The 17,148-nt window shown below is 67.6% G+C and carries 15 protein-coding genes; 8 read left to right on the top strand and 7 right to left on the bottom strand.

Annotated features, from left to right (window positions below; translation table 11 throughout):
• Positions 1-12: 12 nt before the first annotated feature.
• Positions 13-633, top strand: a complete 621-nt coding sequence (locus AC4AMJ_RS17840; RefSeq protein ID WP_489913665.1) for a TetR family transcriptional regulator — start codon at positions 13-15, stop codon at positions 631-633.
• Positions 634-651: 18 nt separating this feature from the next.
• The gene (locus AC4AMJ_RS17835) at positions 652-1,464 is read left to right on the top strand and encodes a mycofactocin-coupled SDR family oxidoreductase (protein WP_489913663.1); all 813 of its coding nucleotides are present in this window, start codon (positions 652-654) and stop codon (positions 1,462-1,464) included.
• Between the two features lie 31 nt (positions 1,465-1,495).
• On the opposite strand, the gene AC4AMJ_RS17830 is transcribed toward AC4AMJ_RS17835, so the two are convergent.
• From AC4AMJ_RS17830 to AC4AMJ_RS17820, 3 genes are read right to left on the bottom strand one after another with little or no spacing between them, the layout of a single operon-like run.
• Entirely contained in the window at positions 1,496-2,164 is a 669-nt protein-coding gene (locus tag AC4AMJ_RS17830) for an acetoacetate decarboxylase family protein (RefSeq protein WP_489918460.1), read from the bottom strand.
• Entirely contained in the window at positions 2,136-3,656 is a 1,521-nt protein-coding gene (locus AC4AMJ_RS17825) for a flavin-containing monooxygenase (RefSeq protein WP_489913661.1), read from the bottom strand. Before AC4AMJ_RS17825 ends, AC4AMJ_RS17830 begins: the two co-directional genes overlap by 29 nt.
• Positions 3,649-4,230 (bottom strand): TetR/AcrR family transcriptional regulator, encoded by a 582-nt coding sequence (locus AC4AMJ_RS17820; RefSeq protein ID WP_489899699.1) that lies wholly within the window; start codon positions 4,228-4,230, stop codon positions 3,649-3,651. The genes AC4AMJ_RS17825 and AC4AMJ_RS17820 overlap by 8 nt, the downstream gene beginning before the upstream one ends.
• Before the next feature lie 128 nt (positions 4,231-4,358).
• Between AC4AMJ_RS17820 and AC4AMJ_RS17815 the strand changes: the two genes are divergently transcribed.
• The gene (locus AC4AMJ_RS17815) at positions 4,359-5,309 is read left to right on the top strand and encodes an SMP-30/gluconolactonase/LRE family protein (protein ID WP_489913659.1); all 951 of its coding nucleotides are present in this window, start codon (positions 4,359-4,361) and stop codon (positions 5,307-5,309) included.
• A gap of 143 nt (positions 5,310-5,452) precedes the next feature.
• The gene (locus tag AC4AMJ_RS17810) at positions 5,453-7,042 is read left to right on the top strand and encodes a GMC oxidoreductase (RefSeq protein ID WP_489899702.1); all 1,590 of its coding nucleotides are present in this window, start codon (positions 5,453-5,455) and stop codon (positions 7,040-7,042) included.
• Here the strand turns inward: AC4AMJ_RS17810 and AC4AMJ_RS17805 are convergent.
• A complete protein-coding gene (locus tag AC4AMJ_RS17805; protein ID WP_489913657.1) occupies positions 7,035-7,676 on the bottom strand; it encodes a TetR/AcrR family transcriptional regulator in 642 nt (213 codons plus the stop codon). The genes AC4AMJ_RS17810 and AC4AMJ_RS17805 overlap by 8 nt on opposite strands.
• Positions 7,677-7,780: 104 nt before the next feature.
• Between AC4AMJ_RS17805 and AC4AMJ_RS17800 the strand changes: the two genes are divergently transcribed.
• Entirely contained in the window at positions 7,781-8,764 is a 984-nt protein-coding gene (locus AC4AMJ_RS17800) for an LLM class F420-dependent oxidoreductase (RefSeq protein WP_489913655.1), read from the top strand.
• Between the two features lie 369 nt (positions 8,765-9,133).
• Here the strand turns inward: AC4AMJ_RS17800 and AC4AMJ_RS17795 are convergent, their stop codons facing one another.
• The gene (locus AC4AMJ_RS17795; RefSeq protein ID WP_489899705.1) at positions 9,134-10,297 is read right to left on the bottom strand and encodes a pyridoxal phosphate-dependent aminotransferase; all 1,164 of its coding nucleotides are present in this window, start codon (positions 10,295-10,297) and stop codon (positions 9,134-9,136) included.
• 82 nt (positions 10,298-10,379) lie between these two features.
• Here AC4AMJ_RS17795 and AC4AMJ_RS17790 point away from each other — a divergent pair, with 82 nt between their 5' ends.
• Positions 10,380-11,693, top strand: coding sequence for an LppU/SCO3897 family protein (locus AC4AMJ_RS17790; RefSeq protein WP_489913653.1), 1,314 nt, complete (start codon positions 10,380-10,382; stop codon positions 11,691-11,693).
• Between the two features lie 330 nt (positions 11,694-12,023).
• Here AC4AMJ_RS17790 and AC4AMJ_RS17785 read toward each other — a convergent pair whose 3' ends face one another.
• Both AC4AMJ_RS17785 and AC4AMJ_RS17780 read right to left on the bottom strand, forming a co-directional pair.
• Positions 12,024-13,691, bottom strand: coding sequence for a DNA repair helicase XPB (locus AC4AMJ_RS17785; protein WP_489913651.1), 1,668 nt, complete (start codon positions 13,689-13,691; stop codon positions 12,024-12,026).
• Between the two features lie 142 nt (positions 13,692-13,833).
• The gene (locus AC4AMJ_RS17780) at positions 13,834-16,173 is read right to left on the bottom strand and encodes a helicase-associated domain-containing protein (RefSeq protein ID WP_489913649.1); all 2,340 of its coding nucleotides are present in this window, start codon (positions 16,171-16,173) and stop codon (positions 13,834-13,836) included.
• A 64-nt stretch (positions 16,174-16,237) separates the two neighbouring features.
• Between AC4AMJ_RS17780 and AC4AMJ_RS17775 the strand changes: the two genes are divergently transcribed.
• Together AC4AMJ_RS17775 and moaC are read left to right on the top strand one after the other, a co-directional pair.
• Positions 16,238-16,474, top strand: coding sequence for a hypothetical protein (locus AC4AMJ_RS17775; protein WP_489899709.1), 237 nt, complete (start codon positions 16,238-16,240; stop codon positions 16,472-16,474).
• Positions 16,475-16,676: 202 nt separating this feature from the next.
• Positions 16,677-17,138, top strand: coding sequence for a cyclic pyranopterin monophosphate synthase MoaC (moaC, locus tag AC4AMJ_RS17770; protein ID WP_489900771.1), 462 nt, complete (start codon positions 16,677-16,679; stop codon positions 17,136-17,138).
• Positions 17,139-17,148 lie beyond the last annotated feature (10 nt).

The raw sequence follows: 17,148 nt of genomic DNA, 5'->3' as shown, positions 1-17,148 counted from the left end.
GAGGTCGAAACCGTGGCCACACCGACGACGTTTCCGGGCGCCTGCCCGGGGCGTCGCATCGGTTTGCGGGAGAAGAACAAGATGCGTACCCGCAAGGCGATCCGCGACGCGGCGATGAGGCTGTTCGCCGATGAGGGCTATGCGCAGACCACCGTCGAGCAGATCGCGCGCGAGGCCGAGGTCTCCCACACCACCTTCTTCCGGTACTTCTCCTCCAAGGAACAGGTGGTCATCTCCGACGACCTCGACGAGGTTCGCAAAGAGGCGATCGCATCGATCCAGCCCGGGCTCGGGCACTTTGACCTGCTCCGGCGGCTGCTCACCGAACTGTATGCGGTCGGCTCCGCGGACGAGTGGGCCAGCAGCCCCCAACGGGCGCGGCTCATCCGATCGGAACCGGTGCTGCGCACCGCGTATCAGATCGAGTCGGATCGAGCGATCTCGGAGGCCACCGATTTCTTCGCCGACTACATCGGCAGAGACGTCGACGATCTGCGGCTGCGGGTGTTCATCGCCGCGGCCGGAGGAGTGATGTTCCACTTCGCCCAGTCCGAGACTGACCTCGCGGGCGACGATCTGTTGACCACCCTGCTCCAAGCGATCGATCTGCTCGAGCAGGGACTACCACTGTGAATCGAAAGGAACTCCGCCATGGGGCGTCTCGACAACAAGGTTGCCTTCATCACGGGCGTAGCGCGCGGACAGGGGCGCGCGCACGCTGTTCGGCTCGCCGGTGAGGGAGCACAGATCGTCGGTGTGGATCTCGCCGGGCCGTTACCCGGGGTGCCGTACGACTCCGCCACGCCGGCCGATCTCGACGAGACCCGCAGGCTGATCGAGGAGCAGGGCCCCAAGGCGTACCTCCAGCGGTGCGACGTCCGTGATCTCGATGCGCTGAAATCTGCTGTCGACGAGGGTGTCTCACGATTCGGTGGGATCGATGTGGTGGTCGCGAACGCAGGCATCTGCATTCCGGAGACCTGGGACGAGGTCACCCCGACCAGCTTCCGCGACACCATCGACATCAACGTGATCGGCGCCTGGAACACGGTCACCGCGACCGCGCATCACCTGATCGAACGTGGTGGGGGATCGGTCGTGCTGATCAGCTCGCTGGCCGGTAAGAAGCTGCAGCCGTTCATGGTTCACTACACCACCAGCAAGCATGCGATGGTCGGTATGACGCGCGCGTTCGCCGCGGAGCTGGGCAACCACAACATCCGGGTGAACAGCGTGCATCCGGGTGCCGTGGCCACGCCGATGGGTTCGGGTCAGATGGTCGAGCGGATCGAACAGACGAACGCGGCGAATCCGCGGCTCGCGGGCATGGGCATGACGTTCCTCAACCAGTTCGTCGCCGAGGCCGAGGAGATCTCGAACGTGGTGGCGTTCCTGGCGTCCGACGAGTCGAAGTTCATCACGGCCGAACACATCTCGGTCGACGGTGGCGCCCAGTACTTCTGATCGCGGAGCACCGCCGAGGTGACAGGCGGTGTCAACGCCGCCGCCCTCGGCCGGTCGTCATCCGGCCCCGCGTGATCACGATCCCGGCGTGGTCCCCGGGCGTGAGCCAGCCCGGTAACGTCGGGCCGTCACAGTTCACCGTGACCCGCGCGGGCCGGAAGGCGCCGACGAGTCGTGCTGTCCCGCAGAGGAAGTGCTCGGCTCCGCCTGGGCGGCTGATCGGCTGGGCGAAACCGAGCGCGCCGGAGAGCGGGAGCGGAGGTGACAGCCGAGCGGGTCGGACGTCGGCGGTCACCGACCAGTTGTCACCTGCGACGGCGCTGCCGCGGGTGACATCGCCGGTGAATTTCGCGAGCACCTTCGGCAGCAGCCAATGGCAACGCCCACCATGGACCGATCGTTCGGAGTCGACCGCGATGAACGGCACCTGCAGCCGCGGCAGCGCGCCGAAGCGGCGTGACGGCGCGAGCAGGACGGGACTGGCGAGGACCTCGCGGTAAGGGCCGACCGGAGACTCCAGGTAGTCGACCATCATGCCGACCGTCATCGGCAGCGTCGGCCGGTCTCCGATCGTGAGAGCCTCGGCATCCGGTGTGCTGCGGTGCCACCACAGACAGGCCCGGACCGTCGCGGGCCAGGGTGCGGGCGGACTGACCGGCCAGTCGGCGCGATCAGTACCGGATTCGGCGACACTCCACATGGTCACTCCAGGTTTCTTGCGTGCGATCGAGGATATGGTCGTCGGCGTCGAAGACCGACATCATGCGCCGATACGTCCGGGTGAAGGTCGGCCACATGACCGAATTGCGTCCAGATGAGTCGAAGTACCAGCTCGCGCAACCGCCGGTGTTCCAGACGGTGCCGCGCAATTCGTCGTCGAGGTCGGCGTTGTAGCGGTCCTGCGCAGCGGCGCTGACCTCCACGGTGTCGTATCCGTGATCGCGCAGATGGCGAATCGTCGTGCTCGCGTAGTGCGCCTGCGGTTCCAGCATGAGCACGATGGAGCTGTGGCCGAGATTGGTGTTGGGTCCGTAGAGGAGGAACAGGTTGGGGAAACCGTGGACGGACACGCCGCGATACGCGTTCGGTGAACCCGCCCAGCAGTCGGCGAGCGAGATCCCGCCACGCCCGCGAATGTGTTTCGCGATGGGAGGTTCGGTAGGGGTGAACCCGGTCGCGAGAATCACTGTGTCCACGGGGTGGATCCGGCCGTCGGCATCGACCGCGCCCTTCTCGTCGAGCGCGGTGATCGCGCCGGTCACCATGACATTGGGGCGCTGCAGGGCCGGGAACCACTTGTTGGTCAGCAGCATGCGTTTGCAGCCGATCGTGTAGTCGGGGGTGAGCCGTCGGCGCAGCGTGCGGTTGCGAACCTGGATGCGTAACTGCGCCTTGGCGATCGCGGTGGCGATGGGCAGCAGCTGAGGCCGACGTGCCATGAGGATCACATAGAGCTCGCGGTAGTGGTACACAACGCGCCGCATCAGCCGGTGTACCGCCGGGAAGCGGCGGTAGATGCTTTTCTCGGCGCGACTGATACGACGGTCCAGCCGTGGCACCACCCACGCGGGGGTGCGCTGGAAGAGGGTCAGATGTTCGACGTCGTCGACGATCTCGGGAACGATCTGCACCGACGACGCGCCGCTGCCGACCACGGCGACCCGCCGACCTGTGAGGTCGTGGCCGTGGTCCCAGTGCGCGCTGTGGAAGACCGTGCCGCCGAAGTCGGCCGAGCCCGGCAGGTCCGGGGTGCCGGGTTCGGAGAGCGCTCCCGGTGCCGTCACCAGAAATCGGCACCGGACGGTGCCCTGTTGGGTGACGACGACCCAGTCGGATTGCGTTGCATCCCATTCGGCATCGATCAACGCGCAGTCGTAGTGGATATGGGCCGCATGGTCACCGGCGACCTTCACGAGATAGTCGCGGATCTCGTGCCGGCGGCCGTAACTGTGTGACCAGTCGGGGTTGGGTGCAAACGACAGGGAGTACAGCGACGTCGGCACATCACATGCCGCGCCCGGGTAGTCGTTGTCCCGCCATACCCCGCCGGCTCCGGATGCGCGCTCGATCGCCACGATGCGGAGATCGGGATGGTCGTCGCGCAGGCGGTGCAGCGCTGCCAGACCGCCGAAACCGACGCCGACGACGAGGATGTCGACACGAGCGGGGAGATTCGTGGTGTTCTCACTCATCGTTCGTCAGCAAGCCTTTCCAACTGGTGAGCAGCCGTGTCATGAGAGCGTCGTCGGTCTCGGGGCTGCGCAGGATGCGCGACACCGCGAGACCGCGTGCCAGTTCGACCGTCAAAAGGATCTGTTCGGGGGTGTATCGAGTGCCGAACAGTTCGGTGCTGCCGGTGATCAGCGCGTCGGATACCTTCTGTTCCAGCGGAATCATCGCCGCCCGCAGGGTCGGGTCGGTGCGCGCGGCCACCCACAATTCGAGGGCGGCATCGAACAGGCGTCCGCCGAACGCCTCGAAGATCACCGAGATGTCCTCGTCTCCGGTTCGTGGCCGGGTGAGGATCTCGCTCATCCGCTGTTCGACGAGGTGCCCGACGGCCGCCACCACCAGCGATTCACGAGTGGGAAAGTGGTGCAGCAGGGCCCCGCGCGATACCCCCGCCCGACGGTTCACCTCCTGCGTCGTCGTCCGCGCGTAACCGAGTTCGACGAGTGCGTCGATCGTTGCGTCCAACACTCTCGCCTGCGTGGCGGCCGTGCGCTGGGCCTGTGTGCGCGGCCCTTCGCCGGGATCGTCGGTCATGGCGTGAGCGTAGCCGGGAAAGAAGAAACAGTCCAGACTGCTTTTTACTTTCGATGAGGAGGCTGTACGGCGTACGCACGATCGGATAGCGTTCGACCTGCTCGGACGTTCGGCCAGGGAGGGAATCGATGGCATCTGCACGGCGGCACAGGGGAACCCGTGGGATCGCGATGTCGGTGGTGGCCCTCACCGCCGCGGTGGCCTCGGCGGTAGGGGCCGGTCCGGTATCGGCGCAGGGGTGCCCGCAGGTGTCGGTGAGAACCCTGGCGCCGACTCCCGGCACCACCGGTTGGTCGGAGAATGTGACCTTCGACGCCGGGGGCAACCTCTGGGTGTCACGATCGTTCGACAGCATCGTCGAACGGTTCGATCGCGCCGGCCGCCGCACCGCCCGAGTGCACGTCGTCGCCCCGGGTTCGATTCGGCCCGGACCCGACGGCATGCTCTATGTCGCCTCGGGCGACACTGCGGTCAACATGCTTCCCGGCGCTCCCCGCACGGGGCGGATACTTCGGATGCCCACGGACGCACAGCATCCGCGGCCGAGCGTGTTCGCGGCAGGATTGGGCATGCCCAACGGCATGACCTTCGACGATGCCGGACGGCTCTACGTGGCCGACGGCAGGCTCGGTGTTCTGCGCGTCGATCGCGACGGGACGATCGACGACGAATGGTCGCGCTCGGCGCCCCACAACCTCGCGCCCTCGGCTGTGGTGAACGGCACGGGTACGAACGGCATCGTCGCGCTGGACGGCAACCTGTACGTCACGCTCACCGTGAGTGCCACCGGCCGTGTTCTGCGCGTTCCCATCGCCGATCCGTCCGCGGCCTCGGTCGCGGCGGACGTGACGTCGCCGCTTCCGGGGCTGCTCGACGACCTGGCCGTACTCGACCACCGGACCCTGGCCGTCACGTCGACGACCGGCACGATCGCGATCGTGAACGTGCCCACCGGCTCGGTGTGTTCGTCCGCGGTGGGTCAGCCGGTGACGTCGGTTGCGATGCGACCAAACCGCCCCGATGAGCTCGTCGCGGGCACCGAGAGTGGCGCCGTGCTGCGGATCGCGCTGCGTCGCTGACTGCCCGTCGTCTGGCCGGCGCGCCTGAACCGGACAATTCGCCCCTGCTATTGAGTCAAACGACTGAAACATGTTTCAATGGCCGGGACCCGCGAGCAAGCGCGGCGGGTCACGAGGACGACAATGTCGAGGGGGACACTGACGTGATTGCACGTCGATCGTTTCTCGGTGGGGTTGCGGCGGCGGGGGTGGCCGCCGCAACCGTCCCGAGAATGGGGGCCGGACTGGCCAATGCGGCACCGGGCAAACGAGTTCGGGTGACGCGCGAAGATCACCGGGTGGTGGTGATCGGATCGGGTTTCGGTGGTGGTGTCACCGCGCTGCGGCTGGCCGAGGCGGGCGTACCGGTGGTGGTGCTGGAGCGGGGGCGCCGATGGCGAACCGGCCCGAACGCCACGACCTTCCCGAGTCCGACCAATCCCGACAAGCGCATGCTCTGGTATCGGTCGGCGCCCGAGTTGTTCGGTCGCCCTGTTGCTTTCGACCCGTACGTCGGGTTGGTGGAGGCAGTCGTCGGCGAGAACATGACGGCCCTGTGTGCCGCCGGTGTCGGCGGCGGGTCGCTGGTCTACCAGGGCATGACGCTCAAGCCGGCCGAAGACGTTTTCAATACCCAGCTGCCCGAACGGCTCGACTGGGCGACGATGAACCGCGTGCACTACCCGCGGGTGGCACGGATGCTCCAGTTGGAGACCGCGCCGGACCGGTTGATCAACACGCCGCAGTATCGCGCGGTGAGAACCTTTGCGCGCCATGCCCGTGCGGCCGGTCTGCCCGTGTCGAAGATCCCGATGCCGATCGACTGGAACTACGCGATCGCCGAGATCGAGGGCAAGATGAAGCCGTCCTACACCGACGGGTCGGGTGCGATGGGGGTGAACAACGGTGGAAAGCATTCCGTCGACGTCACCTACCTCGCCGCAGCCGAGCGTACCGGGCTCGTCGACGTGCGCCCGCAACACGAGGTCATCGATGTCGCGCGCGCCCGGGACGGGCGATGGACCGTGCACGTCGACCGCATCGACAGCGACGGAACGACATTGGAGCGCAAGATCCTCACGACCGGCGCCCTGATCATGGCGGCGGGCAGCCTGAACACGACCAAGCTGCTTGTGCGTGCGTCGGCGCGTGGACTCATCAGCGACCTGCCCGACGGTCTCGGCGCGGGCTGGGGAACCAACGCCGACCGGATCTATGTCTGGTCCGATCCGTCCGGTGGATTCGGCGCCGTGCAAGGCGGTCCGGTCGTGTACGGCAGCCTGAACTGGTCGAATCCGTCACTGGCCCATACGGTCATCCAGGCGTCCATCCCGTCGTTCGGGGTCGATGCGCACTCCACGATGATGGTCGGCTACGGGGTCAGCGACGCGCGGGGGCACTTCACCTACGATTCGGGCGCCGGCGAGGCCAAACTGTGGTGGCCGCACGAGGGGGACGCCCGCATCCAGACCAAGGCGATACATCCGACGGCGTCGGCGATCGTCGGTCCGAGCGGAGTGCTCACCGACACCAATGCGGTCTTCCCGTCGACGTGGCACGCGCTGGGCGGCGCGAACATGGGACCGGTCTGCGATCTGGAAGGACGGGTGCACGGCCAGCGGGGCCTCTACGTGCTCGACGGCGCGTTGATCCCGGGCAATGCCGCAGCCTGTAACCCGTCGATGACGATCGCGGCGGTCGCCGAGCGTGCTCTCGACAGCATCGTGGCCAAGGACGTCGGCACGATCATCTAGTCTCCCGCGTCACCGGCGCGAGCCACAGGGCGACGAGGACGTCGACCAGTTGATCGCTGATCTCGGCCCACGAACAATTGGCCTCTCCGGTCGCCACGGCCCGCTCGAAGTCGGCGATCGTGAGGACGATCATGTTGCGCGCCATGGTGTCCCGGTTGTCCAGGATCGGCCCCGGGAGCGGCGGGACTGACGAATAGAGGCCGGTGAGCACAGCCATCAGCCCTTCGGATGCGGTGGCCTGTTCGTAGAACAGTGGGCCGTAACCCGGGTCCGTGCTGACCTGCGCGCAGAAGCGGGCAAAGTAGGTCGGCGTGCCGAGGGCGCCCAGATAGTCGTTCTGAGGTTGGACGAGGCAGGCGATCCAGTCGCGCAGTGCGGGATCGGGTCCCAGTGCCTGGATCATCTCGTGGCGCAGCGGTTCGATGAGGGCGTTGTGGTGGTCCAGAATGGCACGCACCAATTCGAGTCGCCCGCCGAAGTGGTATCCGACGGCGAAGTTGTTGCCCTGTCCGGCCGCTTCGCTGATATGCCGGTTGGAGACCGTCGAGATGCCCTCTTCGGCGAAGAGGCGTTCGGCGGTGGTGAGCAGAAGGTGGCGTGTCGTTGCCACCTGGTCGCTGCGGCCCCTGGCCATCGTGCTCGTTCCTCCACCTGTCGCCGGCACGACCGGCCGGACCACCTCATCCTAGTCGTGCCGGAGTCGGCCGAGCAGCGTCGCTCGACGGGTAGCGTGGGCCCATGCGATTCGGTCTCTTCATTCCGCAGGGTTGGCGTCTGGACCTCACCGGAATCCCGCCCGCCGACCAGTGGTCGGTGATGTCGTCCGTGGCTCGACGGGCCGAGGACACCGGCTGGGACTCGATCTGGGTCTACGACCACTTCCACACGGTTCCGCTACCGACCGACGAGGCCACGCACGAGGCGTGGACGCTCGTGTCGGCGTTCGCGGCCACCACCTCCCGGGTGGACATCGGGCAGATGTGTACGGCGATGAGCTACCGCAATCCGATGTATCTGGCCAAGGTGGCGGCCACTGCGGATCTCATTTCCGGCGGCCGGGTGCAGATGGGCATCGGCGGCGGTTGGTACGAACACGAGTGGCGCGCCTACGGTTACGGATTCCCGTCAGCAGGGGAGCGGCTGGCCCGGCTGAACGAGGGCGTGCAGATCATGAAGCAGGCGTGGGAGTCCGGGCGCGCCACGTTCGACGGCGCCCACTATTCCGTCGACGGTGCGATCTGCGCGCCGCAGCCGGTGGCCGGTCGAATCCCACTCTGGATCGCCGGCGGGGGAGAACGCAAGACCCTGCGGATCGCGGCCGAGTTCGCCGACTACACGAACTTCGACGGCACCCCGGAGGGTTTCGCGCACAAGTCGTCGGTACTGCAAGAGCACTGCGCCGACCTCGGCCGCGACTATGACTCGATAGTGCGGTCGGCAAACTACAACGTCGTGATCGCAGAGACCGAGGACGAGGTGCAACGGCGGCTCGACGATCTCGAGGCACGACTCGCGCAATCGGTCCCCGCGGAGGCCGCCAAGGCCACGATGGGCGCCTTCCGCGGGATGCCCGCGGTGGGAACGCCGGCACAGGTCGTTGCGAACCTCACCGCGATGGCCGACCTCGGCATGTCCTACGGGATCTTCTACCTCCCCGACATCGCTCGCGACACCGGCACCCTGGATCTGTTCGTCAACGAGGTGATGCCGGCACTGCGCTGACAGGTCCGTGAATTGAGCCCACAGTCCCCGCTCGCGCAGCAGTCCACCCCGCCCGGTCCCTGAGGAGCCTGCGAGCTTGCGAACGGCCGCTACCCGGTCCCTGGCTGTGAGGAGCCTGCGAGCTTGCGAACCGCCGCAAACTCGGTCCCTGGCTGTGAGGAGCCTGCGAGCTTGCGAACCGCCGCAAACTCGGTCCCTGGCTGTGAGGAGCCTGCGAGCCTGCGAACCGCCGCAAACTCGGTCCCTGAGGAGCCTCCGAGCTTGCGAGGATGCGTCACGAAGGGCAGCCCTTCGCGACGCTCGCACGCTCGTTCCCCGGGGGTCGGTGTGGCCGCCTCAAGCCGTTGGGAAGTCGCCGACTGCTTCGGGTCAGGAGTGATGCAATCGCCGAAGTCGTTGCGCGGCTTCGGCGATCACGTCGTCGCGTTTGCTGAACGCGAAGCGGACCAGGTGGCGCCAGGGTTCGACGTCGTCGACGAAGGCGCTGACCGGGACCGCGGCCACACCGACGCGTTCGGGCAGGGCCCGGCAGAATGCGACGCCGTCGTCGAACCCGAGTGGGCGCGGATCCGCGCACACGAAGTAGCTCGCCTCGCTCCGGTGCACGCCGAACCCCGCATCCCGTAGGGCGGCGGAGAGCAGGTCACGCTTGCGCTCCAGCGCGGCAGCCGAGTTACGGACCCAGTCCATCTCGGCGTCGAGAGCACCTGCCACCGCCGGTTGGAAGGGCCCGGACCCGACATAGGACATGAACTGTTTGGCCGACCGCGCGGCCGCGACGAGGTCGGACGGACCGCTGACCCATCCGACCTTCCAGCCGGTGCAGTTGAACGTCTTGGCGGCGCTCGAGATGCGCAGGGTACGGTCGCGCATACCCGGGAATGTCGCCAGCGGCCGGTGTGTCCGGCCGTCGAACAACAGGTGCTCGTACACCTCGTCGGTCACTGCGATCACGTCGTGTTCGACACACAGCCGGGCGATCTCGGCCAGATCGTCGTCGGACAACACGGTTCCGGTGGGGTTGTGCGGCGAGTTGACCAGGATCAGGGCGGTGGCCGGGCCGAACGCCTCGGCCAGACGCGACCGGTCCAGACGGAATCCGTCGCCATCGGGAATCAGTGGCACGGTGCGGCGGATGCCGCCCGCCATCGCGACGGTGGCCGCATACGAGTCGTAGTAGGGCTCGATCATCACGACTTCCCGACCGGGTTCCACCAGTCCGACCACCGAACCGGCGATCGCCTCGGTCGCCCCGACGGTGATCAGCACCTCGGTGTCGGGGTCGTAGTCGAGTCCATAGTGATTGCTCTGGTGGCGGGTCACCGCCTGCCGCAGCTCGGGCACGCCGATCCCGGGTGGGTACTGGTTGTGTCCTTCGGCGATGGCCCGCTGCGCGGCCTCGAGCATCGATTCCGGACCGTCGGTGTCGGGGAACCCTTGTCCCAGGTTGACCGCGTGATGCTCGACGGCGAGCGCGGACATCTCGGCGAAGATCGTGGTGCCGAAAGGGCGGAGGCGAGATACGGTGCGCACGGCCTCAAGGCTGACATATTCGTCGGTCATCCGGCAGAAGACACCGCCCGACAAGCCATCGGCGGCGGTAGCATCTGCGAATATGACCACGCCGCCGGTACCACCGAATCCGGATTCTCCGAACAGGCCGGACGATCACGGTCCCTCGGATTCATCGCAGCCCGACGATGCGGGTCAGCACCCAGGCGACACAGCGCAGCAGCCCGGAGGTTTCCAGTATCCGGGTGGGCAACAGTACCCGGGAGGCCAGGCGTATCCCGGTGGTGCCCAGCCGGGTGGCTCGCAGTATCCGGGTGGTGCCCAGTATCCGGGCTCGCAGTACCCCGGCTCGCAGTACCCCGGCTCGCAGTACCCCGGCTCGCAGTACCCCGGCTCGCAGTACCCCGGCTCGCAGTACCCCGGCTCGGGAGAGCCGCCGCCGGGAGGCCAGTCGTATCCGGGTACCGGGCCGGAATCCGGCTCCCAGTCCTATCCGGGTGCCCCGTCATACCCGGGGAATGCCCAGCAGTATCCGGGCGGTCAGCAGTACCCCGGCTCTCAGCAGTACCCCGGTACTTCGCCGTCCGGCGACACCGGGCAATCCGGCGCCGCGCCGTACCCGGGCCCCGGCCAACCATCCGCGGGCCAGCAGTATCCGGGCCAGTCGTATCCAGGACAGCCATCCGGGGGCCAGCAGTATCCGGGCCAGTCGTATCCAGGACAGCCGTATCCGGGTCAGCCACCCTCGGGCCAGCCGTACCCGGGTCAGCCATCCGGCGGACAGCCGTACCCGGGTCAACCAGTCGGCGGGCAGCCCTACCCAGGGCAGCCCTACCCGGGCCAGCCGCCGTATCCGCCGCAGCAGGGCAAGCGGTCGAGCAAGCGGCTCTGGTGGGTCATCGGAGTCGTGGTCGTCCTGGTGATCGCGATCGTCGGAGTCGTGGCTTTCGTGATGCGTGATGTGGTCACCGACAGCAAGGATGTGGCGATCGGTGATTGCGTCTCGATCAGCGGCAGTCAGAGCGACGAGAACGTCAGTGCGAAGAAAACCGACTGTTCGTCGAGCAGCAAGTTCACCTTCTATGTGGCCCAGAAGGTGAACGGCACCCCCTGCCCATCCGAGGACTACTCGCGGCTGTATTGGCTGCGCGACGGCGACAAGACCGGCGAACAACTGTGCCTGGTCCCCAATCTCACGCAGGGCGAGTGCTACCAGATCCCGATCGGTGGCCTGCCCACCGCCAGTCTCTCGGACTACAAGAAGGTCGACTGCGGAGCGCTCAGAGGCGCGGGAACCGCGATCTTCCAGGTCGAGCAACGCACCAACGGTCAACCCTCATGCACCGGTGACCAACTCGAGGTCTACTTCGCCCTGCCCACGCCGATCGGCTACTGCCTGGCCGAGCCGACCACATGACCAGACGGCACCGCCGCCCGTCGGTGAATCCGAGGGCGGCGGTGCCGTCCGGGAGTGCTGCCGGGGTCAGCTCGTCTGGACCCAGACCCACTCCCACTTCTTGGTCGCCGGATCAAAACGGCGCCGGCGACGATAGGTCGGGCTGCCCGGGGAAGTGATGGGAGCGGCAACGCCGGCGTCTCTGCGGAAGGTCATGTCTATCGCTTTCTCGATGAGTTCTGTTGTGTCCCCGACGACTCAACTGTGTTCCGCGATGCTGGAGATGGCCTCGGCGTCAACTGCGAACTTCCTGGACGTGCCGGCATGTGGCAAGTCCACGGTTGACGCGGATCAGCTGGGCGACTCCTCGCCGATGGTCGGGCCCAGCAGATCGTCGGCGTCGGTGATGCGATAGGCGTATCCCTGCTCGGCGAGGAAGCGCTGCCGGTGGGCGGCATAGTCGGCGTCCAGGGTGTCGCGGGAGACCACCGAGTAGAAATGTGCCTGGCCACCATCGCGTTTCGGCCGCAACAGCCGGCCCAGCCGCTGCGCCTCCTCCTGGCGCGAACCGAAGGTGCCGGACACCTGCACCGCCACGGAAGCCTCGGGGAGATCGATCGAGAAGTTGGCCACCTTCGACACCACGAGCGTCTGGAGCTCACCGGAGCGGAAGCGATCGAACAGTGCCTCGCGCTCCTTGTTCTTCGTCGAGCCCTGGATCACCGGGGCGTCGAGTTCACGTCCGAGCTCCTCGAGCTGGTCGATATACGCACCGATCACCAGGGTCTGAGAATCCTTGTGCCGCGCGAGGATCGACTTCACCACGTTCACCTTCGTGTGCGCGGTCGAACAGAGCTTGTACTTCTCGTCGGCCTCGGCGACCGCATACTGCAGGCGCTCCTCGTCGGTCAGCGTGACGCGGACCTCGATGCAGTCGGCGGGCGCGATCCACCCCTGCGCCTCGATGTCCTTCCACGGTGCGTCGTAGCGCTTGGGCCCGATGAGGCTGAACACGTCACCCTCCCGGCCGTCCTCGCGGACAAGCGTGGCGGTCAGACCCAGTCGGCGCCGCGACTGCAGGTCCGCGGTCATCCGGAACACCGGCGCGGGCAGCAGGTGCACCTCGTCGTAGATGATCAGGCCCCAGTCCCGTGAGTCGAACAGGTCCAGATTGCGGTACTCACCCTTCGATTTGCGGGTCATCACCTGATAGGTGGCGATGGTGACCGGCCGAATCTCCTTGCGCTCCCCGGAATATTCGCCGATCTCCTCCTCGGTCAACGTGGTCCGCGCGATCAACTCGCGCTTCCACTGCCGGCCCGCGACCGTGTTCGTCACCAGGATCAGAGTGGTGGCGCCGGCCTTGGCCATCGCGGCCGCGCCGACCATCGTCTTACCGGCGCCGCACGGCAGCACCACAACACCGGAGCCGCCGGCCCAGAAGGAGTCGGCGGCCATCTCCTGATAATCACGCAGATGCCACTCGTTCTGCTCGAGGGCGATGGGATGCCTCTCGCCGTCGACATAGCCGGCGAGGTCCTCGGCCGGCCAGCCGACCTTCAGGAGGACCTGCTTGAGTCGGCCCCGCTCCGACGGGTGGACGACGACGGTGTCGTCGTCGAGGCGGGCGCCGAGCATCGGCGCGACCTTCTTGTTCCGCAGGATCTCCTCGAGCACCGCACGGTCGAAGCTGACCAGGGTCAGTCCGTGTGCCGGATTCTTGACGAGCTGCAGCCGGCCGAACCGGCCCATGGTGTCGACGACATCCATCAGCAGCGGCTGCGGCACGGCATAGCGCGAATAGGTGACCAGCGCATCGACCACCTGTTCGGCGTCGTGACCGGCCGCGCGGGCGTTCCACAACGCCAGGGGCGTCACGCGATAGGTGTGCACATGTTCCGGCGCGCGCTCGAGCTCCGCGAAGGGTGCTATCGCCGCACGCGCCGCCGGCGCGTCGGGGTGATCCACCTCGAGCAGCAGCGTTTTGTCGGATTGCACGATCAAAGGTCCATCGGTCACCCCGTCCATTGTCCAGATAGGAGCAAATCCTGTCAGGCCACGACCGTCGTGCAGGTCTCGCCGAGGAGGCCGACACCGCGTGAGTCGCAGGTCAGGGGAAGATCGGGCCGGGCTCGCGCGAGGACGCGACGGCTCGGTCCGCTCAGGTCTCCATCAACTCCAGGCTGGTGATGCGGTGCAGCGAGAAATACTGCTCCTCCTCGGTTCCGGCGTCGACGCCCACCAGCTGACCTGCGCCGAGGGTGCGCGGGGTGACCACATGACGGCTCGCCGAACCGTGTGCGTCGACGTAGTCCACACGCAGACGGCGGTTCACCCGCAACGCGAGCTGGATCAGCGCGGTCGCCGACTCGCCACCGCCGGAGGCGCGCACCGGCGCCGCCGAGGCCGACGACGAGGCCGGTCGCGCCGACGCGGCGCGGTCCTGGGAGCGCATCCGCGAGATCACCGTGCGCAGCTGCTCCGCGGACGGAGCAGTCCGGCGAGGCTGCGTCCGCCGACGTGGCCGGGCCACGGTGACCCGGCTGCCGCGTTCCCGCAGGTCCACCAAGGTGCCGGTCGAATCCTCGCCGGCCGGGGCGAAGCCGGCCGACCGCAGGCGGTCGATCACATCGCGGATGTCGGCCGGTGACACCGCCACCGTGGGTGCGAGTGCCCGCAGCGCCAGGTGATCAGCTGCATCGCTGCGCAACACCGCCGCCAACGTCGTTGGGTCCTCACATCTGATGAACGAGGAGGCGACCCCCACCCGAAGCTGTCCGTGCTTACGCGCGACGTCCTCGATCAGATAGGTCAGGGATTGCGGCACCGGAGTGCTGGAATGGGCGGTGAACATGCCGATGAGTTCGCTGCTGCTGCGGCCCGCGTCCAGCGCCCGCCGGACACTGTTCTCGGACACCCGGTACACCGACGCCGCGCCGCCGGATTCGAGATCGGCGACCAGGTCAACCTGTTCGGCCAGTTCCGGGGTCATCGGCCCGGGAACCGTCAATGTCAGATCGGCCTGCGTGAGAAAGTGGTCCACCGGTTCGGGCAGCGCCGTGCGCATCGCGGCGAGGATCGCCGCCTCTGCCTCGTCCCCGACGCTGTCATCGATCGCGGCGCGTCCGACGGCGGTGATCGACGAATGCGCTACGACGCCGAGTTCCCGTGCTTCCCTTAATGTTTCGTCGACAATGCGCCGCGAGAAGCGGCGGATCTGCCGAGGGTGGTGCCAGTGCAGCGCGGCGACGAGCGCGTCCGTGTCCACCGGGGCGGAACGCGACGCCTCGGCCAGGGTCTCCAGGATGGCGCGACGTTGCACTGGCGCGTACGCGTCGTGCAGGTCTCCGGACAGTGCGGGCAGAGCGTTGCCGTCGCGGTCGGGTTCGCCCACCTGCCAGGCCCGCCGCGGCATCTCCAGCCAGGCGCCGAGCAGCACCCACCACTGGCGCTCCGGTGGCTGGTGTATCCAGCTGTCGGCCGCAGGGGTGGGGGCGAAGGCCTGCTCGCCGGTGTCCGACGGCGGCGGCGGGTCCGGGAATCCGGCGTCGATGAGTCGCAGGTAGGCGAGCAGTTCGGCGATGAAGGAGACGCGCTGTTGCTCGAGCCCGGTCACTTTCGCCAGGCGGCGTAGCTCGCGGACGCCGAGCGCGCCGCTGCGCAGCACGGCAGCGGGAGTCGCCCCGAGCGCACCGATCAGCGTGGTGGTGTGCCGGATCAGCTCGAGTGCCTCGCCACCGGCGGCGCCCTCGAGCGCGCCGCGGGAGAAGCGTGCCTTCGCCTTCGCCTCGTGCAGCGCCGGCGAGCGTAGATCGTCGGTGCGCAACGGGGGCTCGCCGCGCAGGATCTGGCCCACCATCGGTGGCAACTCGACAGTCTGATCGTCGATGCGTGCGAGCAACCCCGCGGCGATCAGCCGAGGGACCGGCTGCTCGGGATCCGCATTGGGCGCGGCATCGCGGCTGCGGCCCAACGCGGGTCCACGGGACAGGGTCTCGAGCAGACCCCGCTGGCGTTCGTCGAGGCCGTCGATCATCGCGCGCAGGTCATCGGGGGTCTTCTCAGCGAGTGGACCGGTGAGGTGGTGGGCACGCCAGGGCAGGGCCGCGGACGCGTGCGCTCCCGACCACAGCGTGTCATCGGGTCCCCAGAGCAGCGCACGGCTGCGCAGCAACTGCAGCCGGTCGATGATGTCGGCACGCTCCGCCCGGCCGGAGAGTTTCGCGACGATGGCGTCGACGCTGGTTGGCGCGGGGATGCGGCCCGAGCCCTCGGTGCTCGATCTGATGGCCTGCTCGAGGACGGCCACCGCGAGCAGGTCCAGGTTCTCGCCGGCCAGGGCCGAGGAGGCCGCCGACAGCGCTCGCGACGCCAGCACCCCGGAGCCGGCGGGCGGCGGGGAGGCGAGATCGGGGCGTGCGGTGAGCAACTCGACGAGCGCGTCGTCATCGCGCAGCGTCAGATCATCGGCCAGGCGTAAATCCTGGTCATCCGCACTCATTCGGCCGATTCTACTGAGCGGGCGATCGTCGTACGTCGGCGCAGGCTCGGAGCACACGCCGGCGATGGCCTTCGGCGGGACGGCTGAGAACGCCACATGGCACAATGAGCGCGTGGCTGAGAAGAAGAAGTATGTCGACAACGGCTGGCCGAAGGACGGGGACGGCGGCGACGCTGCTCACGCGGTCTCCGAGTTCGCCGCCGGACTCTCCGGCGCGCTGTCGCCGTTCGGGGACGTCGAGTTCCCGCTGCCGCTCGACGAGCTGCCCTACGTCCAGCCGAAGACGGTCATCAACCGCTGACCTGCGGGTGTCCGAGCAGGAGCAGCATTCGGGTCCGACCGGCGCCGGGAGCGCAGCGAGCGGGCCGAGTTCCAGCGGCGCCGGGAGCGCAGCGAGCGGGCCGAGTTCCAGCGGCGCCGGGAGCGCAGCGAGCGGGCCGAGTTCCAGCGGCGCCGGGAGCGCAGCGAGCGGGCCGAGTTCCAGCGGGCCGGATCAGACTGGCCTGAGTCATATCGACTCGGCCGGCGCCGCGCGCATGGTGGATGTCGGTGGCAAAGCTGCGACCGTGCGGCGTGCGGTGGCCGGTGGCACGTTCTCGACCACCGCCGAGGTGATCTCGTTGCTCAGCGATCGCAAACTCCCCAAAGGTGATGTCCTGGCCACCGCCAGAATCGCCGGGATCATGGCCGCCAAGCGCACCGATGAACTCATCCCGTTGTGTCATCAGCTGGCGTTGTCGTCGGTGGAGGTCGATTTCGCGATCGGCGATGACCACATCGATGTCACCGCGACGGTCGGCACCAGTGGTCAGACGGGGGTCGAGATGGAGGCGCTCACCGCTGTCGCGGTGACCGGGCTGACCCTGCACGACATGGTCAAGGCCGTCGATCGCCGGGCATCGATGAACAACATCCGACTGCTGGAGAAGACCGGCGGCAAATCAGGGCCGTGGCACCGTGAGTGAGTGGCATCGT

Source organism: Gordonia sp. LMA484 (genome assembly GCF_058129505.1).
This window is presented reverse-complemented; position numbering and strand designations above follow the sequence as displayed.

Excerpts from the sequence above, each read along its gene's own strand:
- AC4AMJ_RS17820 (WP_489899699.1), bottom strand. The coding sequence starts at position 4,230 with ATGACCGACGATCCCGGCGAAGGGCCGCGCACACAGGCCCAGCGCACG.
- AC4AMJ_RS17815 (WP_489913659.1), top strand. The coding sequence starts at position 4,359 with ATGGCATCTGCACGGCGGCACAGGGGAACCCGTGGGATCGCGATGTCG.
- AC4AMJ_RS17830 (WP_489918460.1), bottom strand. The coding sequence starts at position 2,164 with ATGTGGAGTGTCGCCGAATCCGGTACTGATCGCGCCGACTGGCCGGTC.
- AC4AMJ_RS17780 (WP_489913649.1), bottom strand. The coding sequence starts at position 16,173 with ATGAGTGCGGATGACCAGGATTTACGCCTGGCCGATGATCTGACGCTG.
- AC4AMJ_RS17775 (WP_489899709.1), top strand. The coding sequence starts at position 16,238 with ATGGCCTTCGGCGGGACGGCTGAGAACGCCACATGGCACAATGAGCGC.
- AC4AMJ_RS17790 (WP_489913653.1), top strand. The coding sequence starts at position 10,380 with ATGACCACGCCGCCGGTACCACCGAATCCGGATTCTCCGAACAGGCCG.
- AC4AMJ_RS17825 (WP_489913661.1), bottom strand. The coding sequence starts at position 3,656 with ATGAGTGAGAACACCACGAATCTCCCCGCTCGTGTCGACATCCTCGTC.
- AC4AMJ_RS17800 (WP_489913655.1), top strand. The coding sequence starts at position 7,781 with ATGCGATTCGGTCTCTTCATTCCGCAGGGTTGGCGTCTGGACCTCACC.
- AC4AMJ_RS17835 (WP_489913663.1), top strand. The coding sequence starts at position 652 with ATGGGGCGTCTCGACAACAAGGTTGCCTTCATCACGGGCGTAGCGCGC.
- AC4AMJ_RS17805 (WP_489913657.1), bottom strand. The coding sequence starts at position 7,676 with ATGGCCAGGGGCCGCAGCGACCAGGTGGCAACGACACGCCACCTTCTG.